The organism is Pseudogemmobacter hezensis, assembly GCF_013155295.1.
Taxonomy (GTDB): Bacteria; Pseudomonadota; Alphaproteobacteria; order Rhodobacterales; family Rhodobacteraceae; genus Pseudogemmobacter; species Pseudogemmobacter hezensis.
Genome location: NZ_JABJXT010000033.1, coordinates 1 through 25,890, shown reverse-complemented (window position 1 = coordinate 25,890; position 25,890 = coordinate 1). Strand labels below are relative to the sequence as shown.

The 25,890-nt window shown below is 59.4% G+C and carries 17 protein-coding genes; 9 read left to right on the top strand and 8 right to left on the bottom strand.

Features of this window, described 5'->3' with window-relative positions:
* The first annotated feature begins 225 nt into the window (after window positions 1–225).
* On the top strand, window positions 226–1,896 hold the full coding sequence (locus HOY34_RS20760; protein WP_172366436.1) for a DUF6119 family protein: 1,671 nt from the start codon (window positions 226–228) through the stop codon (window positions 1,894–1,896).
* 395 nt (window positions 1,897–2,291) lie between these two features.
* Here HOY34_RS20760 and HOY34_RS20755 read toward each other — a convergent pair whose 3' ends face one another.
* The 6 genes from HOY34_RS20755 to HOY34_RS20730 form a co-directional block, all read right to left on the bottom strand.
* On the bottom strand, window positions 2,292–3,443 hold the full coding sequence (locus HOY34_RS20755) for a restriction endonuclease subunit S domain-containing protein (RefSeq protein WP_172366434.1): 1,152 nt from the start codon (window positions 3,441–3,443) through the stop codon (window positions 2,292–2,294).
* Window positions 3,443–5,008 (bottom strand): class I SAM-dependent DNA methyltransferase, encoded by a 1,566-nt coding sequence (locus tag HOY34_RS20750; RefSeq protein WP_172366432.1) that lies wholly within the window; start codon window positions 5,006–5,008, stop codon window positions 3,443–3,445. The genes HOY34_RS20755 and HOY34_RS20750 overlap by 1 nt, the downstream gene beginning before the upstream one ends.
* Window positions 5,009–5,025: 17 nt before the next feature.
* On the bottom strand, window positions 5,026–7,401 hold the full coding sequence (hsdR, locus tag HOY34_RS20745) for an EcoAI/FtnUII family type I restriction enzme subunit R (RefSeq protein ID WP_172366430.1): 2,376 nt from the start codon (window positions 7,399–7,401) through the stop codon (window positions 5,026–5,028).
* 20 nt (window positions 7,402–7,421) lie between these two features.
* On the bottom strand, window positions 7,422–9,134 hold the full coding sequence (locus HOY34_RS20740) for a DUF262 domain-containing protein (RefSeq protein ID WP_172366428.1): 1,713 nt from the start codon (window positions 9,132–9,134) through the stop codon (window positions 7,422–7,424).
* A 121-nt stretch (window positions 9,135–9,255) separates the two neighbouring features.
* On the bottom strand, window positions 9,256–9,489 hold the full coding sequence (locus tag HOY34_RS20735; RefSeq protein WP_172366414.1) for a hypothetical protein: 234 nt from the start codon (window positions 9,487–9,489) through the stop codon (window positions 9,256–9,258).
* 219 nt (window positions 9,490–9,708) lie between these two features.
* The gene (locus tag HOY34_RS20730; RefSeq protein WP_172366443.1) at window positions 9,709–14,844 is read right to left on the bottom strand and encodes a RecQ family ATP-dependent DNA helicase; all 5,136 of its coding nucleotides are present in this window, start codon (window positions 14,842–14,844) and stop codon (window positions 9,709–9,711) included.
* 271 nt (window positions 14,845–15,115) lie between these two features.
* Here HOY34_RS20730 and HOY34_RS20725 point away from each other — a divergent pair, with 271 nt between their 5' ends.
* The 3 genes from HOY34_RS20725 (at window position 15,116) to HOY34_RS20715 (ending at window position 18,436) form a co-directional block, all read left to right on the top strand.
* Window positions 15,116–16,267 (top strand): AAA family ATPase, encoded by a 1,152-nt coding sequence (locus tag HOY34_RS20725; protein ID WP_172366426.1) that lies wholly within the window; start codon window positions 15,116–15,118, stop codon window positions 16,265–16,267.
* Window positions 16,268–17,454: 1,187 nt separating this feature from the next.
* Complete coding sequence (locus tag HOY34_RS20720; protein WP_216654865.1) at window positions 17,455–17,829, top strand: mCpol domain-containing protein; 375 nt, start codon at window positions 17,455–17,457, stop codon at window positions 17,827–17,829.
* Window positions 17,753–18,436 (top strand): Cap15 family cyclic dinucleotide receptor domain-containing protein, encoded by a 684-nt coding sequence (locus HOY34_RS20715; RefSeq protein ID WP_216654864.1) that lies wholly within the window; start codon window positions 17,753–17,755, stop codon window positions 18,434–18,436. The genes HOY34_RS20720 and HOY34_RS20715 overlap by 77 nt, the downstream gene beginning before the upstream one ends.
* 374 nt (window positions 18,437–18,810) lie before the next feature.
* Here the strand turns inward: HOY34_RS20715 and HOY34_RS20710 are convergent, their stop codons facing one another.
* Together HOY34_RS20710 and HOY34_RS20705 are read right to left on the bottom strand one after the other, a co-directional pair.
* A complete protein-coding gene (locus HOY34_RS20710) occupies window positions 18,811–19,515 on the bottom strand; it encodes a nucleotidyltransferase family protein (RefSeq protein WP_172366424.1) in 705 nt (234 codons plus the stop codon).
* Window positions 19,516–19,540: 25 nt separating this feature from the next.
* Complete coding sequence (locus tag HOY34_RS20705) at window positions 19,541–20,479, bottom strand: WYL domain-containing protein (RefSeq protein WP_253944588.1); 939 nt, start codon at window positions 20,477–20,479, stop codon at window positions 19,541–19,543.
* Between the two features lie 118 nt (window positions 20,480–20,597).
* Between HOY34_RS20705 and HOY34_RS20700 the strand changes: the two genes are divergently transcribed.
* The 5 genes from HOY34_RS20700 (at window position 20,598) to HOY34_RS20680 (ending at window position 25,768) form a co-directional block, all read left to right on the top strand.
* Complete coding sequence (locus HOY34_RS20700) at window positions 20,598–21,746, top strand: patatin-like phospholipase family protein (RefSeq protein ID WP_172366422.1); 1,149 nt, start codon at window positions 20,598–20,600, stop codon at window positions 21,744–21,746.
* Window positions 21,747–21,750: 4 nt separating this feature from the next.
* Window positions 21,751–22,797, top strand: a complete 1,047-nt coding sequence (locus HOY34_RS20695; protein WP_172366420.1) for a cyclic GMP-AMP synthase DncV-like nucleotidyltransferase — start codon at window positions 21,751–21,753, stop codon at window positions 22,795–22,797.
* Window positions 22,790–24,628, top strand: a complete 1,839-nt coding sequence (locus HOY34_RS20690; protein WP_172366418.1) for a ThiF family adenylyltransferase — start codon at window positions 22,790–22,792, stop codon at window positions 24,626–24,628. Before HOY34_RS20695 ends, HOY34_RS20690 begins: the two co-directional genes overlap by 8 nt.
* Before the next feature lie 185 nt (window positions 24,629–24,813).
* Window positions 24,814–25,446 carry a Cap15 family cyclic dinucleotide receptor domain-containing protein gene (locus HOY34_RS20685; RefSeq protein WP_157971295.1) on the top strand — a complete coding sequence of 211 codons (633 nt, stop codon included), beginning with the start codon at window positions 24,814–24,816 and terminating at the stop codon, window positions 25,444–25,446.
* Window positions 25,436–25,768 (top strand): hypothetical protein, encoded by a 333-nt coding sequence (locus HOY34_RS20680; protein ID WP_172366416.1) that lies wholly within the window; start codon window positions 25,436–25,438, stop codon window positions 25,766–25,768. The genes HOY34_RS20685 and HOY34_RS20680 overlap by 11 nt, the downstream gene beginning before the upstream one ends.
* Window positions 25,769–25,890: the final 122 nt, after the last annotated feature.

Genomic DNA, 25,890 nt, shown 5'->3' with positions numbered 1-25,890 from the left:
CCTTCATTGTCGAGAACCAAGCGCACAGCGCGCTCGCGAACCTCAGCGGAAAACTTGTTCGTCGTCTTGCTCATGATGCTCCATCCTACTCAGGAGTTGGAGCCTCCGGCAAACCCGGTGCGGTTCACAGTGGGCTGTAAAGTAAGGCTGGACCAAAAGTGTGTTTCGATTAAAATGCTTAAATTCCAATCAGAATAGAGCAAAATTGAACTCACAGGATAACCCATGACGAAAATCCGATCCTTCTCGATTTACTTGTTGAAGACTGGATTTGACGCGGAAACGGCTCTTGAAGAAGGCAATCTTCTACAGCCGGACATTGAAGCGGACAATCTTCCAAGGGGAGCCTCAATATTTATCCTAGACAGCCAACCACGCCCGCCGTGGTGGCGCGCTTACTTCGGGATTGGGGCGAACCTGTCGCAAGTTAACAAGGGCGCATTGATATTTTTGCCGGTAGGGGATCGCTGCTTCGCTCTATCTTTCGGGCATGTCTCCCATAATCTTAGAGATTCCAGTTACGAGTATGACTTCGGGCTTCGGGTTACGCTCAATAGTCTTGACCCGCAGAAGTTAAAGAGTACTGACACGGTTGAACCTGGTGCGGCCAAGAGGCAGCGCACACAGTTGCCTATCGAATCAGAGCTGACATTCTTCGACTTTGATCGGGACAGCACCGTTCTGCGGAGTCTGACCGGCAAGGTCAAAAACGAGCATCGCGACCTTTTCCGTCATGCAACAGGTAGCAGCAATTTACGGATTAGCACTGATGTTTTGTCCGATGGCCTTGAGGCACTTTGTGCTGCATTGCTTGCGCTCTACAACAATGACGACTACAAAACATCATTTCCCGAAATACAAAATATCGTACCTGTCCGAGATCCTATTGAGATTTCAGCATTAAATGAAAATCTACTTTCGGCATTCCAGGCCCGGGACCCGGACCTAAATCTGACCGTGCCTGAAATAATCAACTATAACGACAATCTTTACGTTATGTTCTCTGGCGCGAGGCAGTCCGAAATCTATGATGACGTTTTTATAGGTAGATATTATGAATATCTCGACCTCCAACAGGTCGATCTGGCAGACATGGACATTGAGACCCTCAAGCGGCACAAACTCATTTTGACTGACGAAGAAGGTGCGAGCCGCGATAAGCATAGCATCTTCAAGAGCCTCGTTTATGACACGGCTCTGCCGGGCGCAGCGGCACAAACCTTTCACCTATGTGATGGTGAGTGGTATCGGATCGACAATGACTACATTGCCAGACTGCAAGCCTACCTCGATCCGCTTTGCGTCCCGAGTGATCTGTCTAGCTACAATCACGACACCGAAGGTGACTACAACCAAGCTGTCGCTGGCGCTGACCCTACGATAGCTTGCCTCGACATGAAGAATATCAGCCCACCCGGACAGCGACAGGTTGAGCCTTGTGATCTACTTGCGGTTCGCGGCGGAAGAGCAATCTTCTATCATATCAAGGTTTCTACACTGTCGGCGCAGCTCAGTCATCTTTTCAACCAGGGCGTAAATGCCATTGAGCTTTTGCGACTTGATCCAACCTCGGTTGATCGCTTGGAAGTGCTTGTTCGCGATGCGGTGACGCAAGCGAATGCCGATCCTCTCGTTCAAAATGTTCGAGACCGCCAATACGGTATCATATTCGGTATCGTGACAAGGAAAGACAGCGAGGGTCGTTCTCTGAACCTACCTCTCTTTTCGCGCATTAGTCTCATGCGGAGTATGAAGTCGCTACAGCTCATGGGCGTACCAGGCAGCATAATGTTTATCGCAGATGCCTCTGTTGCGGCGGCGGGTCGCAAAAAAGCACGTAAGAGAAAGGCCGCTGCAATTTTGGTAGATGAAGATGTAATCGAAGCGGATGGGTAAACTGTATTCAGACAAAATTGCACGCGATTTCTCCGTTTTATGCTCATCCGCCAGCCACTTGCCCTCGCGAAAGCGTTCTCCCGATCCGGCTGCGACCGGATTTTTTCATTGTTTTCTAGGGCTATGCGGGTGAGTCTGTGAAATGGCCTTTGCACAAGGAGCTGTATCGCAGGTGGTCGCGGGCGAAAGGCGAGCCCGCTTCGATCCAGGCATGGAGGGCCGCATGGCCACCGGGGATCATCGTGCCGTTCCGTCCAAGATCGCCGCTGAATTCGGTCAGCATACGGAAACGGGAGACTAGCCGCACAGGTCGTCGTGCATCTCGGCCTGAAGATGCCGGGCGAAGTCCACATCGGTCAGGTCGGACAGCAGGTCGGGCAGGTCACCGTTGCCGGTCATGCGGCCCTGTTACCGGCGCCGAAGACCTGATGCAGAAGCGCAGGGATCAGGGCGTCGGCGTCGCGGGCCGATGCAGCACGGATGTCGCGGATTTGGCGAACCTTGGCCTGAAGGCGGTCGAACCAGCGTTGGGTTTCAAGCGACGGCACAGGGACTTCGATGGTTTCAAGCTTCTTCAGACCTAGGGTCCGGTTGCGGCCTGCCCCGCCGGGTGAGGCTTCGCCAAGGCGTTGCAGCCCCTCTGGCGTCTGGAAATAGAACAGCAGAAAGTCTGCGGTTGCTGTCACCGGTTCGGGCACGCAGGCCAGGAAGCGATGCGAGCCAACGCGGCCAGTATCAGCGGGTTGCGCGATGGCGACGGCACCTTCCCATGCGAACACGATGTTGAACAGCAGATCGCCGGGTACGATCTCGAACAGCTTCTTTGTGCCAACCTCTGAACCCGGCAGCACCGGCTTGTGGAAGGTGCCGCGGCCGAAGGAGCGGACGCCGAGTTCGGGATAGGCGCCGTCCGGTTCGATCTCGACCGGGCGGCGGATCAGGGGGGCGACTTCGGCCATGGGGCGGCGGGGGGCGGCGTCGATGCAGCGAGCGAAGGCTCGGGCCAGCATCGCCTGCAGGTCGGCCTCCATCGCGGCGGCGGCCTCTATCCGGGCTCTGATCAACCCCGCCACCCGATCCAGACGCGCCACGATGCCCTTCTGCTCGGCTAGGGGTGGAAGGGGAATGCGCATATCGAGAAACGCGGGCTCTTTCAGGCGAACCCGGTTTGTGGAACCCTCGCTGGAACGGCGGCACAGGTCGATGAAAGCGTCAGTGCTCGAATACCAAAGGAAATAGCCCGGCAGTATTGCTGTCGCGTCAATGTCGAAGCACGGAAAATCGTTGCTCACGAGGGCGCCGTCGAGCTCGGCGGGCACGATGCCATATGCCCCGTGCCGAGCGTCGATCCGCGATAGCAGGAACTGCCCCGCCCGCGCCCTGATCTGGCGACTTGCCGCGATCTCTGATCCGAGGGCCTCGCCCCGCAATGTGAGGCCCTTGCCCCAAAGACGGGCGGTGATCTGCTTGTATCGCTCATCCGGTCGGGTTTCGACCCATTCCTCTGATCGGCTAAGAAAGTCCCCAACCCGGATCGTCTGCACCATCACAGCCCCTCCGCCAGTTCAGTACGGATGTCGTCCATGATCGCGATGATCTCACGCTCGCGGGCAGTGATCGCCTCGACGATCTCAACGGGCTGGCGGTGGTCCTCTGCCTCAAGCGCATGGGGGTTCTTGAGGTCGAGGTTACACGCGATGACGCGGCCATCGGCGTCGCGCTGGATCAGGGACGGCCCATCCACCTTCCAGGCGCGGTCGCTCTCCTGCCGGTCCTGCCACCAGTCAAGGCAGGGCGCGAACTCCTCCCAGGCCATGGGAGCGGTCTTGGAGTATTTCTTGCGCCCCTCAGGGCGGGGCATCTCGTAATACCAGATGTCGCGGGTGGGGCCGGTGGTATCGAAGAAGATCAGGTTGGCCGGGATGTCGGTATAGGGGGCGAAGACGCCATCGCAGAGGCGCACGACGGTGTGTAGATTGAACTGCTGCAACAGGTCAGCCTTGATGCGCGCGCCGATGCCGTCGCCGAACAGCGTGCCATGTGGCACGACAACAGCGGCGCGGCCACGTCCGGCGCGCTTCAGGCGCCGCATGATCAGTTGCAGGAACAGCAGCGCGGTTTCGGAGGTACGCCGGTCCTCGGGGAAGTTGGTGAGGATCCCGGCCTCTTCCTCGCCGCCAAAGGGCGGGTTTGTGAGGATAACGTTCACGCGCTCGGCCTCACCGATCTCGTTCAGGCGAAAGCGCAAGGCGTTGCCGGGGTCAATCTTGGGCGCGTGCATCCCGTGAAGAAGCAGGTTCAACTGCGCTAGCAGGAAGGGCAGTGACTTGGCCTCGCCGCCCATGACGCTGCGGTCCTGCAGGATGCGGCGTTTCTCGACGGTATCGGCTTGGCGTTCCAGGTGCAGGAAGGATTCGGTCAGGAAGCCCGCAGTGCCGCAAGCCGGGTCGAGGATGGTCTCGCCAAGCTGGGGATCGGTGACCGCGACCATGAAGCGCACGACGGGGCGCGGGGTGTAGAACTCGCCCGAGTCGCCCGCTGCGTCGCGCATCTCGCGCAGCAGGGTCTCATAAAGGCGGCCGAGGGTGTGGACCTCCTCGGAGGAATCGAAATGGATGCCGTCGATCAGGTTCACCACGTCGCGCAGCAGATAGCCGCTTTCCATGCGGTTGGTGAAACCCTGAAAGACGGTGGCGATCACGTCGCGGCGTTCTCGGCGGCCGTTGTCGCCGCGCAGCGCGCGCAGATAGGCGAACAGCCCGGCGCCCCTGGTGCCGTCGGGGCGTTCGGCCTTTTCCGCGGCCAGGAATGCCAGAAGGTCGGGGCCGGTGATGCCGCCCACCTCGGCGGCCCAGTCGCGCCAGCGGTAAGGGGCTTCGATGATCGGGCGATAATCCGTGCCGGCCAGTTCGGCGCGTTCCTCCTCGATCCGTTCCATGTCGTCGAGGAATTTCAGGAACATGATCCAGGTCAGCATCGGCAGGCGATCGAGATCGCCGTTCAGCCCCTTGTCCTTGCGCATGATCTTGCGGGCGGATTTGATGATGCTGTCGAGACGCTGGGCGGTCGTTAGTTGCTTGGGCGCAGCCTTCTTGCGGGCGGGTTTGGCCATTGGAGCATTCCTTCAGGTCAGGCGATATAGAGCAGTCGCTGCAGCTCGGTGACGGCGCTGCGAAGCTCCTTTCCCCCGCCGAAGCGTCTGGCGATCTCTATGACGTTGCCCCATTCATTGAAAGGCGGCACTTCGAGAATATCGGGCAGCTTGAACTGGGCGCTGCCGTGTTCGGCGTATTTTTCCAGAACCGCGTCGAGGATTTCGCGCGCCTCGGGGCTGAAACGGGCGAGGAATACATCCTGCTCGTGCAGCAGATGGTCGGCCCGTTCGCGCCTCGTGCGCAGGGGCGCGTTGTAGGCGAGATGGCACAGAAGGTCGAAAGGGTCGGCCTCGGGTTTGCCGACGGCTTCGGCCAGGGTGTCAAGGTCGATGCCCTTTTCCTCAAGCCGCTCGATGATTTCTGCGCGGCGTTCGGGGTCAAGCCAGTCGGAGCGCAGTTCCGAGGCGTTGGGATAAAGGGTGCGGACCTTGTCGCCGGTATAGTCGGTCAACTGCCGGCAGGCGAGCTTCCTGCCTTCGGCATCTAGCTCATAGACGAGGTGGCGGACGACCGACACCTCGCCGCCATCGACATAGAACTTGCGCGGACCCGGCTCGGGATCGGGATCGCCCAAGGGCGGTTCCGGTCTCTCGGGGGTGTCAGGAAGGTCGCCCGGTTCGGGCGCCACGTCCTCGGCCTCGCGCTCCTCGATGGTCTCGCCTTCCTCGTTGATGACGGATTCCGCCTCGCGGACCGGGTCGCCGTCGAAGGCCGGATCCGCGAACATGCGCGTCGCGGTGCCGGTATAGTCGATGATATTGAAGGCAAGCTTACCGTAGTCGGGGCGAAGCCGGGTGCCGCGACCGATGATCTGCTTGAACTCGGGCATCGAGCCTACGGTGCGGGCCAGCACCACATTCTTGCAGGTTGGCGCATCGACGCCGGTGGTCAGAAGCTGCGAGGTCGTCAGGATGACCGGGGTGCTAGTCTCCACGTCCTGGAACTTGGACAGGTGACCACGGCCGATGTCGCCCTCGTCGGCGGTGACACGGCAGACATAGTCCGGGTTGTCGCGCACCAGATCGGCATTCAGCTCCGCCAGCGCCTGCCGCATCTCCAGCGCGTGTTCCTGATCGACGCAAAACACGATGGTCTTGGCCATGCGATCGATCTCGGCCATGAAGCCTGCAAGATGGCGGGCGATGGCGCGGGTCCGGGCACGCAGGGCGACGACACGCTCGAAATCCCGGGTCTGGTATTCGTTGTCAGGGATTTCCCTGCCGTATCGGTCCAGCTCCCCCCGGCTCGGCCTCCAGCCCGCCGCGTCGTAGTCGGTGATCACCCGATGCACGCGGTAAGGCGCGAGGAAGCCGTCCGCGATCCCCTGCGCCAGGCTGTACTCGTACAGGGGATCGCCGAAATAGGTGTAGGTATCGACGTTCTCCTCGCGTCGGGGCGTTGCGGTCATGCCGATCTGGGTTGCGGGCTCGAACCATTCGAGGATTTCGCGCCAGTTGCTGTCGTCGCGCGCGCTGCCTCGGTGGCATTCGTCCACGATGATCAGATCGAAAAAATCCCGAGGATACTCCCGGTAAAGCCCGGGCCGGTTCTCGTCCCGCGCAATAGACTGGTAGATCGCGAAATACATGTCGCGGCTCTTGATCGCGATGCCGCCGGCAATCTTGTGGCGCGCGTCGCCGAACGGGCTGAAATCCTTGGCCATCGGATCATCGACGAGGACATTGCGATCAGCGAGGAACAGGATCTTCGGTGTGCGGTTCACCCCTTTGCCGTTCCAGCGCGCCGACCACAGCTTCCAGCTGATCTGAAAGGCAACGGCAGTCTTGCCCGCCCCTGTGCAGAGCGTGAGCAGGATCCGCTTCTGCCCCTGAAGCACCGCTTGGACGGCACGATTGACGGCGATTTCCTGATAATATCGCAGAGGCTTGGCGCGGTCCGGAAAGTTCGGAGTCAGCAGCCGCTCGGCGGCAACCGGGTCATCCAGCCCCTCTGCCGCACGCTGACGCGCCCATAGCTCCCCTGGACCTGGGAACGCATCCAGTACGCGCTCGATCCCGGTCGTGTAGTCGAACTCCACGATCTCGGCGCCATTGGTGGCGTAGGCGAACTTGAGGCCGAGAACTTCGGCGTAATCCTTGGCCTGCTGGAGTCCGTCGGCGGCATGTCGATACCTCGCCTTGGCCTCCACTACGGCAATCGGGAAATCGGGGCTGTAGCGCAGAACGTAGTCCGCGCGCTTCTGCTTGCCCCGGCGAGCCTTGCCGCCGACGAAGACGATCCGGCCATCCGTGAACGTCCGCTGCTCGTTGATGGCATGGGGCCGGTCGTCCCACCCCGCCTCCTGCAGCTTCGGGACGACCAGTTTGCGGCAGGTATCGGCCTCGTTCATAAGTTCACCCCGAAATCCACCTATGCCGTTTCGACCACAAGAGGCTGGCCGGAGATGGCTGGGACCGCCGGTACGGTCAACGACCAGACCCTTACCGCACGGCCGACAAGGTCAACCTGGCGTGTGGCCAGCTGATCTTTCGTCCATTCGTCTGCCGCCAATATTGGCTTAGTGGTGTCGAACGAGACCTTGTCGTTCTTCTTGGAGAAGACCTCCTTCTTGCGGTCGAAGGAATAAAATTTTGCCTTGTAATTCTTGATCCCTGCCAGCAGCGCCAGATTGCCAAGGCGATGCAGCCAGATGCGATGATCGTCATCGGTGAAACGCTGGCGCCAATAAGCATCCTTCAGCGCCTGCGGCAGGACATGCTCGATGGTAATCTTGCCGCCGAAATCCTTGGTGACCGATTCATCCTGATCGGCCTCCTCAAGGCGCAGAAGAACAGCCTGAGCGAAAGGCCGACCATAGACCTCCCCGTCAATCAGCGAACGGAACTCGTCATCGTTCGCATTGCCCCGGAAAATGGCCCGAATGTCATCAGCTGACTTGCCAGCCCGGATCGCCGTAATCAGCTGGAAATACACCGTGAGGCGTGCGGTAAACGCAAGCCGCCTGATCCAGTTCTGATAGGTGATCCGCTCAAGCAGGTCGACGAACTCATCCTCGGTCAACCCTGGCGCCGGGTTCTCGTCCTCGATCGGCACAGGCTCTGGCCGGTTGAGAAAGGCCAGAAGCGGCGGAATCCATTCCTCGAATGCCACACGCTGCAATGACCTGACGGCACGGCGTGCCGCAGGTGCCTCGAAATCATTGCGCAGGATGCGCAGATAGTTCCTGGCGGAGGTATTCAGCTCGTCGAGAAACGAGAACGGGCTTTCAGCCGCATCGACCAGCGGCTCGAACTCCTCATGCAATGCCTTGCGGGCCTTGGTGGCCACGATGGAACTGCGATGATGCGCCATGAACTGGTCCAGGCGCTCTATGCCGATCTGCTCTTCCAGTTCAAGCCACGCCTCGTCCAACTCGCCGCTTCGTGCCGAATTGCCGCCGAGGCGGGCGAAAAGCATGTTCTTGATCAGGTCGGCATTCGACAGCGCCATGCCGCGGGCGTTCAGCACGTTGAAGAGGCGATATGCGGATTGCCAGGATGCCGTGGTCACGAAGACGACGTAGACCTTGCTGAGCAGGAAATTGGCAAAGAGCTTCAGCGTCTTCTGGTCGTGCTGGCCTATGAAGGCGTCTATGGCTTCGAGGTTTTCGACGATCCGCTGCTTCGGCGCATCCTGCTCCTTGACGATCTCCTTGCGGACAGCATCCGGGATGGCCTGACCGGCAAGAACATGACGACGGAAGAAGCTCTGGTCGCGCTGGCGCAACGTCAGGCGCGGAGTTTCCTCCTCCCCCGTCAGGGCGTTGCGTGGCAGGACACGACGTCCAAGCTCGGATTTGGCGGGTTCATCGACCGCATCCCGGAGCCGGGAAAAGATGAGGTTCAGCGTCGTCAGCCGCTGCTGACCGTCAACGACGTCGTAGAGGCGGCCCTTCTCGCGCTCGATGGTGATGAGCGATCCGATGAAGTATTCTTCGTCGTTGGCCTCGTAAGCCTCCCATATATCGTCGAGCAGTTGCTCGACATTGCCCTTTTCCCATGAATACGGGCGCTGATACGCGGGAATCTCGTAACGAATCTGTTCGGTCAAAATCTGGCTGATCGTGCGCTCGGCAGCTTCCATTGTCGCTCTCTACTATCGGACGGGAGCAGCCTTGCCGAGCGCCCCGATATCGAGCTGACATTGCCGCCATTTACTGCGGCAGACTAAGCCGCTAACTTCATCGCACGCAAGCCGGATGGCGTCATGCGGCCACAAGCGATTGAAACTGCTCCGTCCACTCTGCCGGAACCGGCTCCATCAGCAGGGCCAGCGTCACGTCAGGCCCCTGCCGTCCGTCAAGGATCGCCGCGACATTATCGGGTGCGAGCAGCGTCAGGCGCAGCATGCGGGTCAGGTAGGACAGCGTGAACCGTGCCTGATCTCGGCTCGGATGTGACCATTTTCGAAACTGCACGGGTGCAGGATCCAGAGGCATTCACCCTTACCATTCGGCCCGATGACCTCGGTGGCCAGATCGCCAATCAACATGCGGCGATCAACAAAGCCGTCCGAGCCGAGGTGCGCAACAGAGCTATTCCCATCGCGCTTGATCGTGTGTCGGGTGGGTGTTTGCTGCGGAGCGAGATGAACGGCAGCTTCCGGGTATGCGGCTATGCAGCATTTGCGGAGGTCGACCGGCAGGTAAGGGCCGAAACTACCGGGCCGCGCCGACACCGAACACAAATTCTGGCAGGACGACCTCCCATTGCTCTCTCTTGAGTGTTGCCTGATACTCTTCGCCGTTATCGACCTTCAGCCAGCGAATGATCGCGGCGGCAGTGCCGCGGATGAACTGCAAACCGTCCGGCGGCTCGTAACCTTTGGCCATCCTGCCCAGATTGATGCCCGTTTGACTACGGATCATCCAGCGGCCGTCAACAAGCGCAAGAAGCACAGGATCACCGGTCTTCAGCGCCGCCAGCCCAGCATGTGCTGGATGCTGGGCTGGAAGCCTGCCGGCCCAGGACAGATCGACATCTTTCGGCTCGATACTCTGGTATTTTAGGTCGGCCTGCACCTTATCTTCTGCGCTGGAAGCGATGGGCCTAATCAGGAGCGTATTGGCTGCATCTTGCAGGATCGGATGTCGTTGGTCGGATGACATTATGGCCAAACTTCGCTTTGCCCGAGTCATCGCGACATAGAAAAGGCGCCGTGGCGCATCAGGGTCTTCCTCCCGCGATGTTCGATCCCAATTGCCATTGAGGATAACCACGTCTTCGAACTCGAGCCCTTTGGCGCGGTGGGCGGTCAGCAAGAGCAACCCGCGCTGCTCTTGTCGTGCATCACGCATCCACTCTGCCAGCCATTCGATGATATCAGTGATTGGCGCTGCCTTGCCTGCCAGCTCGGCGCCGACGGCCGTGATCGCGTCAGCGATCAGATCCCACCAACGGGTTTGCTCCTGCAGCGCAACGAAACTGAGCATTCCGTTTACGGTCAGCGCTTTCGAAGGCGCGGCTCGAAGAAACGCGACAAAAGCCTGTACTTCGCGCAATCGCCAGAACGGTGGTCGGGCCTCGCCGGCCAGTTGCACCGGAATGCCGCGTGCCTCGCAATAGCTTCGGACTGGTTCGAGGAAGCGCCATTCTTTGGCGATGATAGCGGCCGCCGACCATGACCAGTCGGGGATCACCCGGGACAGCCGTATCAACTCATCAACGGCTGCGATTGCCTGTGCTGCCGGATCCGACGACGTGCGAAGTACCTGCACACGGCCTTGAGCAACCGGATCCATCGCCGTCAGCGCCCCGCCAGCGGGTGCCTTTGACCGGGCCCGATTGACCGAGATGTCGTGCCCCGCCTTCATCCGGTCCTGGGCGACGCCAATCACTTTGTTGGCGGCATCGACAATGGCAGTCGTGGAACGGTAGTTCTCGATCAGATAGACTGGTTTTGCCGAATAATCTTCCTCGAACCGGCGGATGAACTCTACCGAAGCACCGTTGAAGGCGTAGATGTTCTGGTCGTCATCCCCCACCGCAAAGAGGCTCAGCCGCTGATCGGGGTCGTCGATCGAACGACCGGCAACGGCCGAGACAAGCTGGTACTCCTCTGGGCCGATGTCTTGATATTCATCGACCAGAATCCAGCGATAGCCTTGGATCAACGTCTCGCGGAGCGCTTCGGCCTCAACCTTAGACAGGCCATCGCCCCGAAGCAGGTTCACTGCGTCCAACACGATCTTGTCAAAATCCCGCGGGATCGCTTCGTCAGCCTGACCGGCAAAGCTCGCGCCGACAAGCCGCATCGCCAGTGCGTGGCATGTCGAAACCGTGACGCCGTTGGCATCATCGCCAATCAGCGCCCGCAGCCTCTCCCGCACCTCGACCGCTGCATGGCGGTTGTAAGTCAGTACCAGTATCCCGCGTGGATCCTCCCGCTTTACCCGGATTAGGAAGGCGATCCGATGTACCAACACACGGGTTTTGCCAGATCCCGGCCCGGCCAGCACCAGCACATTGGTCTGCTCGCGATCGTCGGACACGATCCTTGACTGAACTGGATTACCGAGGCTCTCGACAATCTGGCTCCAACTTCTCGGCGTGGTCTGGCGGCGCAGCTCACCCGTCCGGTCCGGCATCCATCGCTTCAGGAAGCTCTCTTTGTCGAGCCGAAAGTAGTCCTGCGAAAGAAGCCCCGCCTGATCCATGGATTTCAGGCCGCGCTCGGCATAAGCCGCCATGATGTGGGTCTGCACGGTTTGCTCGCTGTAGTGTTCTTCGAGCGGGATGAAGTCCTTCTGGGTGAATTGTCCGCCTTCCGGGTTGAGGTGGACTGTGATTGCTGGGCGGAAAATGGTAAGACCGCGCCCGAGTGTGACCACGCCTTGCTCATGAAGCCACATCAGCGCCCGGCCGAGCAGTTTGTTCGGATCGCGGATCTCACCTCTCAGAAGGACGTCGCCAGTCAGCGCCGCCTGAAGCTGTCCCATGGTGGTTTCCACCCGAATGTCCTTGCCACGCGTGCCCTTGGTCACGAGGCCTTCCAAATGTTGGAGCAGCAGTTCCGCTCCCCGCCTTCGCAGCTCGGCGGTGCGCGCAAGCATGTCCCATGAGCGCTGCAGGCGGATAAGACAGGTGTTGCGGTTCGCCTTGCGCAGATTGATGTTCCCACGCCCGCCATCTTCATCACGGCCGTCATGCGCGAAACTGCGCAGATGGAGCTCAATGAGGTCAGGACGGACGCCGATATGACCTTGATCCCGCAATGACTGACAGGTTGCCGCCAGATTCATAGGCTGAGCCTCTCCAGTCTCGGCATCGGGGGCGGCTTCGCGCATGGTGCTAATCAGGGCGCTTTCCAGCCCACCCATCGCGTGGAACCTCTGTTTTGAGCCGTTCTCCACGCCGACATGCACGAATACTGTGATCTTGGTATCATCATTGGCAATACCAAGAGCCTCGAGATCCGATAGTGCCGTGCGCAGGGCGTTGCCGGTCAACCCGCTGACGCCCGCCAATTCGTCGGTGGAAACACCAGCGTCGGGCGATGCGTTCATCAGGTGCCGCACCAGATCCAACAGTTGCTTGCGCCGCTTCTCCGTGATCAGGGCCCGGGCGAGAATGTCTTGTGCTTCTGCAATAGTGCGGATCCTCAACGAGGACGGAAAGACCGAGACCTTGTTCTCTTCCCTGGTCAGAAGCGTAGACTCTTCAAGCCAGGCAACGGCCGTCTTCACCCTTGTATCATCGGTGTTTTTGTCCCGCTCAAATTCCTGGTCGGTCTCCTCACGGACGATCTCGCCCGGCGTGGCCACGACCTCGCCACCATGCTTTCCCCGGGTGTCGAGGCGGCGTAGCGCCTTGAGGATCGCCCCGATCTCATGCCGCGCCAGCCGGGATCGGGCCGAGAGTGAAAATTGTCGTTCGACATCTTCGGCGTTGAACAACAACACGCAGACCGCCGGGTTGCGGTCGCGACCCGCGCGACCAGCCTCTTGAAGGTAGTTCTCCAGCGAGCCGGGAATGTCGCCATGCACGACCAGACGGATATCCGGCTTGTCGATTCCCATGCCGAAGGCATTGGTCGCGGCGATGATCCGCAACTCACCGACTCGGAACCGTTCCTGCACCTCTTGCTTGCGCTCGGGCGTCAGGCCGGCATGGAAGAAATCGGCGGAAAGCCCCTGTTGCTGCAAGAAGTTTGCGACGCGCTCTGTCGCTGATCGTGTCGCGCAATAGACAACGGCGCCGGAGGCTCCTTCGCGTGGCAGCGCCCGGTCGATCGCATCAAGAATATCCGCCAGCTTGCGGTTGCGATGAGTTTCAAGAACTTCGAAGGTCAGATTGTGCCGTTTGGCGCCGCCGTCTAGCAGAGTAAGAGTCACCCCAAGGCGCGACTGGAAATGGTCGCGAATGTCGCGCACGACCTCGGGCTTGGCGGTCGCCGTCAAGCAGACGATAGGTGCCGGATTGTCGTCGCCGGAGAACTCGCGGATGAAACGCGAGACATAGCGATAATCCGGCCGAAAATCATGGCCCCATTTCGACACGCAATGCGCCTCATCCAGGATCCAGTAGCCAATCTCGCGTTGTGCCAGCACGGATCGCACCGATGGGCTGCGCAGCTGCTCCGGCGAAATCAGCAGCATTGAGGCATCGCCCATTCGCACCTGATCAAGTGCAGCCTGACGTTCCGGCATCGACAGCAGCCCGTTGATAGTGACGCAGCCACTGATCCCCTGCCGCGCCAACCCCTGCACCTGGTCTGCCATTAGCGCGACCAGCGGCGAGATCACCACCGACAGTGAGCCTATCTTGTCGAAGCGCGCCAGAGCCGGAATTTGATAGCAGACGGACTTCCCGGTGCCGGTGGGCAGAATACCCAACACAGATCTTCCGGCCATTGCCTCGGCGACGATCCGTTCCTGAAGCGGGACGCCGGCATCATCCTTAGGCTCGGGCCGGAAGTTGTCGAAACCAAACCATCGCGCGAGAGCCTTCTTCGGATCGTTCTTTTCCCGGCACCATTCGCAGTCAGGATCATCACAGGCCCGGTCACGCAAATAGCGGACGATGAGCGAGGCCTCGCGGAACTGGGCCCGGACCCAGGGCGGCATGACGGAGTCACCGCCCGCTACAGAAATCCAGGAAAGGGCGTAGGCCATCGGCCAGCCTAGCTGTGGCGACGACAACCTCCCGAGCGTCTGGCGGATGCGGTGAGCACAAGCCTGTCCGGCCAGAAGTTCCGTGATTGCCCTCTCTGCCTGTACCGCGCCGGGGCGAGGGGCTTTGCGGATCGCAGAAAACAGAGCATCAAACCCACCGCCGTCCGGCATGAGGGTGGTTAGAAAATGGTAGGCCGTCAGAGCTGTCGGGGTCTCAGCGTTCAGTGCATCGAGGGCCGAAATCTGATCCTGCAAAACCATAAGAACAAGCCTCGCATCCAGCTCAGGATCATTCACATGCCCGGCTTGCAGACGGCCATCTTGATGGTGCTTCACCAAATGATGGTAAGGATTGCGAGGGAAGGCGAGAGGGTTCAGCCAGAGTGTATCAATCGGCTTTCTGGCAAGTTCGGCAAAGCTAGGACGTACAGCGGCCAGATGCGGAAGATCGTGACGTATGACATTATGCCCGATCAGATAGTCTGCCTCGCCTGTGAGCCGCTCGAGCTGGTCCAGTGCAGCATCACGGTCGCCTCTCTGAAAAACGACTTTCACTTCGTCGGAGCAGCGCACCGCAGCAAAGGCAAAGATGTTCGCGCGGGCGGGATCGACCTCGAGGTCGACCGAAAGACATCGGTCGAGAAAGGCCGTCACAATCTTTTCACCGTCCGAGCCGTCCATGCCAGAAGAGGGATAAGTCCGTTCATGCTGCAATTTGTCGATCATAAACACGCTGAGCAGTTGAACGCTTCCGGACTGAACATTCTGGATGTGCTCCAGGTTGCTGGGAGTATTGCACTATTCCCGATAGTTGCCCCCGCTTACGCTGGGTGGCTGTATTCCCAAGAACAGTCCTTGTAGTGTTTCGTGACCGTGTGGGCGTGGTGAAGCTGGCTTGATCACGCCATCGACCATAGCAAATTGCCGTTCATTCTGAAAAATCGGAGGCCCCGTGCTCCACACATTGGCCATTTCCGGATATCGTTCGATCCGCGACCTGGTGGTGCCGCTCGAACGGCTGACAGTCGTAACTGGCCCCAATGGGAGTGGAAAAAGCAGCTTTTACCGCGCATTGCGCCTGCTGGCAGACGTTGCGCAAGGCCGGGCCATTGCAGCACTGGCAGCCGAGGGAGGGCTGCACTCTACGCTCTGGGCTGGACCTGAGACGGTTTCGCGTGCGATGCGCGCTGGCGAGGTGGAGGTACAAGGTACGCGCCGCAAAGCGCCGGTCGCGTTGCGTCTCGGATTCGCATCGGAGGACTATGGCTACGCTGTCGACCTTGGCTTGCCGATCCCCTCAGCGACCATGTTTGGGCTGGACCCAGAAATAAAAGCCGAGGCAATCTGGGTGGGGGATCGGCTGGGGCTGCGCAACTCCATTGCCACTCGCAACGGCCCCGCTGTGACGGTGATGGGCGCGCGTGGCCAGAAAACTGCGTTGCCGATCCGCTTGGCCCCCTATGAAAGCATGCTTATGCACGCGGCAGATCCAGCAACATTGCCGGAACTCCTCGATCTGCGGGAGCGGATGCGCGGTTGGAGATTCTACGATCACTTCCGTACCGATCCTGAGGCGCCTGCACGGTCAGCTCGCGTTGGAACGCGCAGCCCGGTACTGGCTTCGGACGGTGCTGATCTGGCCGCTGCCTTTCAGACCATCAGGGAGATCGGCGATGGTCCGGCGCTGGATAACGCCGTTGAAGACGCCTTCCCCGGAGCAAGTATTGAGGTTGGCGAGGTTAGTGGGCTGCTAGAGCTTCGCATGTATCAGCGCGGTCTGCTTCGCCCCTTGGCTGCACGCGAGTTGTCAGATGGCACACTTCGCTATCTCTTGCTCGTAACCGCGCTGCTCACGCCCCGGCCACCCAAATTGATGGTGCTGAACGAGCCCGAGACGAGTTTGCACCCGGATTTGTTGCCGGCACTTGCACGGCTCATCATTCAGGCCGCTTTGGGCTGCCAGATTATCATCGTTACCCACGCCACGCAGTTGGTCGAGCAACTGTCGGAAGCCGGAGCCCTCGGGCACGAACTCTCAAAATCCCTTGGTGAGACGGTTATCCCAGCGGCAGCACCGATTACCTGGGACTGGCCGAAACGTTAAGTGACATGCCTAGTCGGCCCAAAGCGGCCGATCAACTCTGAGGGACGCTGCGCTACTGCGCTCCCGACAACGGTCATTCGACAGGCGCGGTAGCAATTCGGTCGTCGGAGCGTTGGCGTTGCCGGCATTGAGACTTTTCGGCCGACGGCCCGATCATAGTGTCGGCCACCGCCAGATCATTTTGACCCTCGTGTGCCTCCCTCCCCCTCCGCAAGAATCTCTTGGGCGCGTTCTCCCGTAAACGGGCGTGAATCGAGTGCGAACCGGCGCTCCGTTGCGTACCGTCGGACATCTTCGGTCGGCATAACCAGCCGCGACTGTCCAGTTGGTGCGCCACAGTTCTTTCCGGATTTCACGAACCAGCGATTGTCGCCGTAATGAGCAGACTTGTCCGTCCAAAGCCGCCCGCGCGCTCGAACTTCGGTGACCTTAGCAAGCTCGATACTTAGCAGCCTTAGACCGCCCTGAGGATTGTGGATCGCGACCTCGTCACCCACCACCCGAGATCGGAGGAATGCTTCGATTTCTTCCACCGACTGATCTAGGGCTGGATCTTCATAGAATGGCTCTCGGGTCATGGTCAGGTCCTCATTGGGTCGAGGACTACCACTACCGCGTGCCAATGCAAATCGGCTGTCGGCTCAATGTGTCTAACGACGTCATCAGGCTCCGGCGTTCGGTAGCCCCCTTGGCCGAAAGAGAGGCGCGATCCATCCGACGTTGAGAACCCCGGCAGGCGGCCCTTAGCTGCCGGTCGACCTCGATCGATGCTGCTTCGCCGCGTTCTCCAAAGCCGCCGTTCGGCCTCCGCGGCGACACCGAGCAAGTGGCCATTCAAACAGCGCGCAGCAGGGTGCCGCGTATTGGTCCTGAGCGGAAGTGAAGCCGGATGTGTGCGTTGCGGCACCGCACCTGAGACGAACCCGAGAGGCGGACGTCGGTGCGCGGCGCAGCGAACGCTGTGGTCAAGGGCTTGTGAGGGTCGGCGTGCAGCCTCGTGGCATACGTCGTTGAGCATGCGGAAATCAGCAATGGCTACCTTCCGTGAACGCCACTGCTATAGACCCAAAATCGCTTGGCAACGGGTTTACGATTGATGTATTTGATGAGACCGCACCCGCGCGGCGCGCTCTTATATAGATGGAAATCGCTAGAAATCCATTGCGCGGAAAAAAGTGGAGTCTTGAATGATATATGTCGCGATTGATGGCGATGATGTCGGCAGAAAACTTGCAAGCAGCTACCTTGCTAATCGCGTGGAAAACCTCAAGGCAACTAAGGACTTAATCGACCTAAAGACCCGACAGATTTCAGAATTGCTCTTAAGTTTGGGCTACGATGTTCTCTTTTGTGCCGCAGATGGTGTGACCGGCGCTTTAAAAGAGGATCAAATAGATACATTGTCATTGTATCAGAAAGTAGCACTTATCGGCGGTGACGATATTTCTTTCTCCATCGGGGTTGGAAATTCTCTAAGGGAATCATATGTGGCACTTCTCTATGCAAAAAGCACAGGGAAAGCTCGTGTGTGCAACTTCAGCTCGATTGGCAAAGATGTTTAGGGTCATTAATTTTACGTATTTGCTTCGCTATGTTGCCGTCGCGACGACCGCTTTGAGCATTTTCGCTTACTGGGGTGCTGAGCGAGTACTGCAGAGCGAATTACCAATCGTTCGCCTTTTGTCCGTTGCTCCTTGGGTGGTTCTAATCGTCATCCTTGCCATTACGACCAATTCAACATCACGAGCAATATGGAAAGTTCTCAAAAAATTCAACTCTTCTCTTTATCCTGATTTGAATGGAACGTGGGAAGGTGAGATTGTCCTTGAAGACGGACGAAAAATTCCGGCAAGAGCAGCAGTTAGGCAGAATCTTATTGAGGTGCAAATCGACCTCCACACCGAAACGTCAAAGTCTCTGACACTTGAAACTACACCTGTGATCGAGGCCGGGCAGTTTAAGTTGTACTATACCTTTCGCTCAACCCCTTTGAACGTGAAGTGGCCATCTTATACGGGGTCTACCATTTTGGATGTGCGTAACGCTGCACTCAAGGCGCCGCAAGATTTGGAGTTGTCGGGCTACTACTACACCGATAGAAAGACGTACGGTCGAATAAACTTGAGGCAAACCTCTACCAAGACGGACGTGGAGGTTTCCTACTATTAACGTCCTTTTCCATGTAGGTGGCAGGAGCCACGTGTCTGCTACCTGGGCAGAATACACCGTTTTCTCGAGCGACACTCTACTCGTCGGCGCCATGGATCATGGAGGCCTGATGGTGATGGAGATTTTCTTTGTCGGCCCCAGCTTTTCGATCTCCAATTCAGGCACGGCGCCGATGCGCCGACCGATCGTGAACTATGGTGTGAGACCTAATAATCTCTAAGCGGGCTTCGAGCTGTGTGGCAACATTGGTCACACATTCGCAGTGGCGGCCCATCTCGGCCACGCACTGGGCTGGTCGCTCATCGGCTGCGGCTCACGACTCAAGCGTAGCATTCTGCCGCACTCGTTGGCGCTACCCAAGCGTATCGCCAGATCTATAAATAGCCTGCCCGGCTCTGGTCCTCCTGCTTGAGGGTCTGCAAAGCGACCTTGTTTGAGGTCTCCACAAACTGAGTGAGAAACATGTTCCTATCCGCACCGATTGGTGGGTGCGTTGACGGAAGTTCGGTTTCCAGAAACCTCTGCAAAGCCTGCCGGAGACTGGCGTTGTCGCGCTGATAATGGCGGCGAGTCAGCAAATCCCGTGCAGGCTGCACCCGAGTCTGCTTGGCGAGTTCTTTGGGGGCGAAGATTGGAGCCCGCTGCTCGGCGCTGCGCGCGATCAGGACTGTTCGGACACACCAAAGCACGCGTTTAGCAAGCAACGCCGCGTTCAGGTCGTCACCGAATAGGACGAGATACCAACCGAGATCCGATGCTCGCTCGATCTCCTCCTCATAGCTTGGACGAAACCGGAATGATCGCTGAAGTTGCGCCAGATAGTCGTCAGGATCCATGAGCGCCTTAGCTTCATGAACAAGGTGGCAAGTGAAAAGGTCACCCGACTGTGCGTCTTGCTCAAGCTTTCGCCATGGATAGACGAAAAGGGAAAGGTGTCCAACCGAGACATGGCGCGTTTCGTTTTCAAGATTGATCATCAGAAGGTCGGTATCGGACCCCTCTTCATGATCATTTCGGGCGAGACTTCCGAACAGGAGACTGGCGGCTATCGCCATGACAGCCAGCGATGCTTTGGCCAAGCAATTGGCATTCGATCCTCGCTTTTCACGATCTTGTCCCCTGGGAAGCGCGCGCAAGTGCTTCAATCGACATCTGGCGCGACAAGGCTCGCGCCTGAGTTACCTCGTCTCGATTTTGTAGTACAATCTGCTGCTTCTCAGGCTTGAGGATACCTGGCTCAACATCGAGGTTATACTCGCTCATCAGGTAGAAGCTGAGGCTCAAGCGACAAGGCCGCAACAAGCGGCCGTCTGTCATTTCATGTTCGGCTGCTACAGCGGCTTGGCGCTCTGCCGACAGCTTAGGGTTGGGCCGAATGTCAAGATTGATCTGATGGATCCACTCGAAATCCAGACTTATGTCGATAGCGGCGGGTCTATGATCGCTAACCGCTGCGATGCGGTTCAGGTTGTAGTCTCGGAAGTCGTTGTGATCTTTCGACCAGGAGCGAACGTACCAGCGACCAGCGCTGTGAGCGAGGGCGTGCGGAGCTATGGTTCGTGACGGCTGTGTCGAGCCAGTTAGCGAGGCGTAACTGATGTCAATTTCCTGACGTCTACGAATTGCGTCCAGTACCCGCAGCAAAACTGTCGAGTCGGTCGGCCGCCGACCTAGCGTGGTCAACTCCACTGGTGGGGTAGCGTCGAACCAAGTGTCTTCTGGGCGCATCCACCGGTTCTCGATCGCGACTAGTTGCAGCAAGTAGCGCTCGATCGTCTTGCCGATGAAGGCGGGCACGAAGTCGTCAGTACGGATGTAAGCCTTTTCGGCGCGATCATATCGGAGGTTGGCATGTGCGAACTTTTCGTACTGCCCAATGTCAGCTGACGCTTGCTGAGCCGAGATGGCGAAGGTGGCAGTGAGATCGCTGCGATTGAAGCGTCCATCCCAGAACAGCCGAAAATCAATGAACTCTAGGCGTCGTTGGACACCCCACCGCAGGCGATCGCCCTCTTCTTCCATGCTCTGTCCATCCATAAACATGACTACATCCAGATATTCACATCTAGTTACTTGACTGGATGATCGGAAACCCTCACATCTTGTAGACGTAATCGGCGATGATGGCAACCGAGTCGCAAAAAAAGGAAGCGTCGCGCGGATGATGGAAGTCGAGCAAAAACAGGACACTGAGAGACCTTACCGAGTTCTCAGTCTGGACGGTGGAGGGATGCGGGGCATCTATACGGCGGCGTTTCTCGCCCGCCTGACTGATCAGTTCGCGCGCATTCAGGGCGAAACGGCCCTCGATCTGGGACGCGGCTTCGACTTGATCACCGGGACCAGCACCGGCGCGATCGTCGGCTGCGCGTTGGCCGTCGGGCGGCCGATGACGGAAGTCGTGGCACTTTATCGCGAGCACGGCCCCAAGATTTTCCCGCATCGGATCAAGGGCAAACGCAGCGCAATTTACCGCGCGAGCCAGGGCAGCCGTTTCGTACGTGAGGGCGACAAGGCACTACGTGAGGCCCTGCACGGCGTGCTTGATGACGTCACCATGCTTGACGTGTTTGTCGGGCGCGGCATATCGCTCGCGATTCCGACGGTGCTGATGAGCGAGCACCGGGCCTGGGTCTTCAAGAAGACGCCCAAGAGCGGGGTGCGCGACGATCGGTATCCGCTGGTCGACGTTTGCATGGCGACGAGCGCCGCGCCCATCTACCGCTCACTGGCCGCCATCGATGATCCAAACTCGCCAGGTGGGCCTAAGCAGGTGTTCGCCGATGGCGGACTTTGGGCCAACAATCCGATCATGGTTGGACTCGTCGATGCGCTGACGGTGGCGCCGCCCGACCGTCCGATCGAGATTTACTCACTCGGCACATGCCCGCGCCCCGAGGGTGATCACCTCGACGCAGAGAGTGCGCACCGCTCCATGCTCGACTGGTCTCTTGGCGCCGATGTCGCGCCGCTCAGCATATCGGCACAGGAGTTCGCCTTCGACCACATGGCGCGGCTCTTGACCAACGCCATCAGCAACTGCGGCCGTTCGATCCGGCGCGTACGCTTTCCCAACAAGCCGGTGCCGGCGAGCATGATGCCATATCTCGCCCTCGACGACACCCGGCAAGAGGCGATGGATCGGCTGGTCGGTCAGGCGCACACCGACGCCGATCTGACCAAGAGCGCTTGTGACGATCCCAACAGCGAGGAGGGGCGCATGATCAGCCGCCTCATGCACGACCTACCAGCGATGCCGGCGACTGGTGCCGTCTGGCGTCGCGCTTCCACCAACAATGAGGAAGGATAAGGTGATGTTCGACTGCTCCAAAGATGTACGTGCTTACCATGACCAGGACGTAACTCTGCCCAAGGCTGAACAGGATGTGATGCGCGACCGTCGCGACTCAAACCGGACGCGGCTGCGGAACGGCTTGGAAAAGGCCGGCAAGCCTAAGCCGATCGAGTTCGTCAAACAGGGCAGCTACGCCATGAAGACGATGTGTCGCGATCCCGACAACGACTACGACATCGACGACGGTGTCTACTTCCATAAAAAGGATCTGGTCGGCGATCGCGGCGCCGAGATGACGTCCCTCCAAGCGCGCTGGATGGTGCGCAACGCGGTCGACGACGGCAAGTTCAAGACAGCGCCCGAGGTGCGGTCGAACTGCGTCCGTATCTTCTATGAGAAGGGTTATCATGTCGATCTGCCGGTCTACCGCCGCGTCGTCACTGACACTGTTTTCGGTGAGGAGGTACATTATGAACTCGCGGCGAGCAGCGGCTGGAAGCGGTCCGACGCCCGCGATGTGTCGGATTGGTACGAGGACCAGCGCGCCGCATCTGCCGACGGCATCCAGCTGCGCCGCATTAATCGCGATCTGAAGAAGTACGCCCGCAGCCGCTATAGCTGGCGTGGCTCGATCCTTAGCGGCTTTGGCATTTCAGTCCTGACGACCGAGAAGTTTCGCGCGAACGCACGCGAGGATCGCGCGCTCTACGACACCATGGTTGCCATCCGTGATCGGCTGGACTGGAACCTCGTCGTCGCCCACCCGGTGACCCCGGGTGATACGATCACCAGCGGGTCCGACGACGCTAAGGCGCGCTACTTCCGCGAGAAGCTGACAGATGCGATCCACACGCTCGAGCCCCTTTTCGACGCCGACTGCACGCGGGAGAAGGCTCTTAAGTGCTGGGACAAGGTGTTCGCCACGACCTTCTTTAGCGAGCGCCTGGAAGAGGAGCAGAGAGCGTCTTTGGCCGCACCAGCCGTCATCAGTTCCGCAGCCCTGCTGAGCGCGACGGCGGCGGCGGCCGGCGCAGTCAACAGTGCTGGCGGCGGCCGTCATGCCTAAGGACTTTCTGCATCTCGGCTGGCGACAGGCAACGCTTCGGCTCGAAGCGACCCTGCGCGAACGGGCGGGCCAGGCACCCGAGCGCCTCGACCGCTCGACGATCGCCAGCGACTACCCGGGCCGTGATTGGATCGTCGCAGCTTGGCGAATTAGCGTTGAGTTCTCGGACGGGGTAACCCGCCGGATCGACCTTGTGGTCGGCAGGCAGTTTCCGACGACCCCGATCAGGACTGCCTTGGTTGACCATCCCGAGCCGATGACCTGGCCACACGTCGAGCACGACGGGATTCTGTGCCTGTTGCCGAATTTGGCCGAGTGGGACCCCGACGATCCCTTCGATGTCGCCATGGAGTTGTTGAATCGTTCGGTAAAACTGGTCGAGGAGCTGCTGGAAGGTAGTATCGTCGAGCGAGACTTCCGCGATGAGTTTGTGACCTACTGGGGTTACAGGGTGCATTCGCAGGGCGAAAACCTGTTCAGCCTGGTCGCGCCCGAGCCTCCCTCGCGCATGGTGCGGGTGTGGCGCGGCAAGGGCCTCGAGGTCGTCGGAGAGGATGAGGACGCCATCGCGAAATGGGTGCGGCGCCGTTTCGGAGATAAGGCCCTGCTAAAGACCGAGCCGGCCGCGTTCCTTTGGCTCGACGCGCCGCTGCTTCCGGTGGAGTACCCCGAGACGGCTGCCGATTTGTATCACTTGGCGGAGCGGATCAGTGGCGATGCTAGAACGCTTCTGGATCAGGTGGCGAAGGGCGAGCCGGACGAGGTGCTGGCGCTGCTCGGCGCTGTTGGACGCGGGGGCGCCGCGTCGATTGGGGTGAAGGTGCTCAACCCAAAGCGGCGCAAGGGCCGACCGCGCGCGCCCGACGCCCCCCTCTCCGTGGGATTCCGGCCTGGTCATACCCCACAGTCGCTGCTGCTCGGCCGCTTTTTCGGCGCGAATCCCGTCGTCAGGACCCTTGTGCAGCGCGCCGATTCCGATTGGGTGCATGGGCGAGGTCAGGATGCCCGCACGCACCGCTTGCTCGGCGCGACGGTTGTTGTGATCGGCTGCGGTTCGGTCGGGGCGCCGGTCGCCTGCGCGCTGGCCCAAGCGGGCGTCGGTCGCCTCATCTTGGTCGATCCCGAGGTGCTAACCTGGCCCAATGTCGGGCGTCATCCGCTCGGCGCAACCGCTGTGGGGCGCAACAAGGCCAATGCCTTGGCCGAACGACTGCAGTCCGACTTCCCACATCTTCACGTCGAATATCGCGCTTGCGGCCTGCACCACCTGATCGCGCACAGCGAGGATCTGCTCGCAGCGGCCGATGTGATCGTTACTGCGACTGGAAACTGGGTCGCCGAGAGCGCGCTCAACCGCTGGCATGTTCGGCAAGGGCGCGAACGGCCCATTGTCTACGGGTGGACCGAGCCGCATGCCGTCGCTGGCCACGCGGTCGCAATCGGCCAGGGGGACGGCTGCCTGCAATGCCACATCGGGCGCACCGGCGCGCCCGAATTCGCCGCAGTGGAGTGGCCAGATGGCGGCGACATCGCTCAGGAGGAGCCGGCTTGCGGCGCGCACTATCAGCCCTATGGGCCGGTGGAACTCGCCTACGTGAACGCGATGGTCGCTGAGGTGGCGCTGGAGTGTCTTCTCGATCAACCGGCGCAATCTTTCAGTCGCGTATTCGTCGCGTCGCCGCGCCGTATCGCGTCACTTGGCGGGCAGCTAACCGAAGGCTGGCGCCCCGCTTTTGGCGAAGTTGAAGAGGGCGTTCGGACGGTCGACCGGCCCTGGCCCTCTGTTGGGTGCGCAGCTTGCGGGCCTAGGTGTCTCGACGAAGATGCCTAGCTCGCCCTGCTTTAGGATGAAGGCCGTCTGCGCCTCTCCCAGCCCAGAAAGGATAGCAGGGAAGCCTAGCTTCAAACGGTCCAGCTTTCAGGGGCCGAGCAGCTAAGAATGACTCTAGTTTTAGTCTACATGCGGTTATTCTGTGAGGTGAAGCATCAATATGAGCCAAGTCAGAAAGGTATGCCTTGTCCGAGCATGAGTATTCAGTCGTCGGCCATAGCCGATCCAAGATTGGCATGTACATTGCATTCTTCGCAGGAACGATTGCTGGTGCCTTGGCTACTGGCGCGGGGTTTATCATGACTATCGCGCAGGATGCAGGTTACCTGAGTCTTCCGGAGATAGTCTTCTGGCCTGTCACAGGAGCCGCAGTATTCGCGACGATGTTCTTTGTTTTCGATAGGTTTGGTTGGCGCTGGAAGGGAGTTCGCGCCGCTGTTGGCATTCCTGATGTTTCAGGAACCTGGTTGCTTGAAGGCCTTTCCTATGACCAGGATCATCAGCCGAAATGGCAATGGTCAGGTCAGGTCGAGATCACCCAGAAATACGAGAAGATTTTCGTGTGCCTCCGCACAGTACAGAGCGGATCACAAAGCATCTCGGCGGCTCTGGTCCCTGAGGGCCGCCGGTACAGGCTCATCTATAGTTACAGAAACCAGCCGAAACCGGGAGAGCCGGAGCTTCAGGCCCATATAGGCCACTGCGAACTCCTGTTCGAACCTGACCTTCAGACAGCGGAGGGCAGCTATTTCAACGGCGGCGGCCGCTTCACGCATGGAACCATGAATTTGAAGAGGAGCGTGCCTAATGCCGCGTAATTTTGATGATCGACTGGCGCGTTTGCGTATGCGCCGGATGGACGATCAGAACATTGTTCTTAACTCCCAAGGTTTTGGTGAGGCTTACGAGAAACGCGCGACAAGCAAGGCGACGAAGTATGCCCTCGGTGCGATGCAGGAGGTTGATCCTCGCTCCACCCAGATTTCGCACGAAGAAGCCGAGAAGGTTGAGCGAAACCTGAAAGAAGGCCTTTCCTCAGAAGGGCTGTATCCCGCCTTCCGGCTTCAGGGTTCGGTTCCCTTGAATGTCCATATCCGTGGCGTCAGTGATGTGGACCTGCTCGTTATCGAAGGTGTCTGAACCGCACCGGGTTTGCCGGAGGCTCCAACTCCTGAGTAGGATGGAGCATCATGAGCAAGACGACGAACAAGTTTTCCGCTGAGGTTCGCGAGCGCGCTGTGCGCTTGGTTCTCGACAATGAA

What these genes read in the sequence shown, in the direction of transcription:
- HOY34_RS20760 (WP_172366436.1), top strand. Translation starts at nt 226, where the DNA reads ATGACGAAAATCCGATCCTTCTCGATTTACTTGTTGAAGACTGGATTT.
- HOY34_RS20755 (WP_172366434.1), bottom strand. Translation starts at nt 3,443, where the DNA reads ATGGTGCAGACGATCCGGGTTGGGGACTTTCTTAGCCGATCAGAGGAA.
- HOY34_RS20750 (WP_172366432.1), bottom strand. Translation starts at nt 5,008, where the DNA reads ATGGCCAAACCCGCCCGCAAGAAGGCTGCGCCCAAGCAACTAACGACC.
- hsdR (WP_172366430.1), bottom strand. Translation starts at nt 7,401, where the DNA reads ATGAACGAGGCCGATACCTGCCGCAAACTGGTCGTCCCGAAGCTGCAG.
- HOY34_RS20740 (WP_172366428.1), bottom strand. Translation starts at nt 9,134, where the DNA reads ATGGAAGCTGCCGAGCGCACGATCAGCCAGATTTTGACCGAACAGATT.
- HOY34_RS20735 (WP_172366414.1), bottom strand. Translation starts at nt 9,489, where the DNA reads ATGCCTCTGGATCCTGCACCCGTGCAGTTTCGAAAATGGTCACATCCG.
- HOY34_RS20730 (WP_172366443.1), bottom strand. Translation starts at nt 14,844, where the DNA reads ATGGACGGCTCGGACGGTGAAAAGATTGTGACGGCCTTTCTCGACCGA.
- HOY34_RS20720 (WP_216654865.1), top strand. Translation starts at nt 17,455, where the DNA reads ATGATATATGTCGCGATTGATGGCGATGATGTCGGCAGAAAACTTGCA.
- HOY34_RS20715 (WP_216654864.1), top strand. Translation starts at nt 17,753, where the DNA reads ATGTGGCACTTCTCTATGCAAAAAGCACAGGGAAAGCTCGTGTGTGCA.
- HOY34_RS20705 (WP_253944588.1), bottom strand. Translation starts at nt 20,479, where the DNA reads ATGTTTATGGATGGACAGAGCATGGAAGAAGAGGGCGATCGCCTGCGG.
- HOY34_RS20700 (WP_172366422.1), top strand. Translation starts at nt 20,598, where the DNA reads ATGATGGAAGTCGAGCAAAAACAGGACACTGAGAGACCTTACCGAGTT.
- HOY34_RS20695 (WP_172366420.1), top strand. Translation starts at nt 21,751, where the DNA reads ATGTTCGACTGCTCCAAAGATGTACGTGCTTACCATGACCAGGACGTA.
- HOY34_RS20690 (WP_172366418.1), top strand. Translation starts at nt 22,790, where the DNA reads ATGCCTAAGGACTTTCTGCATCTCGGCTGGCGACAGGCAACGCTTCGG.
- HOY34_RS20680 (WP_172366416.1), top strand. Translation starts at nt 25,436, where the DNA reads ATGCCGCGTAATTTTGATGATCGACTGGCGCGTTTGCGTATGCGCCGG.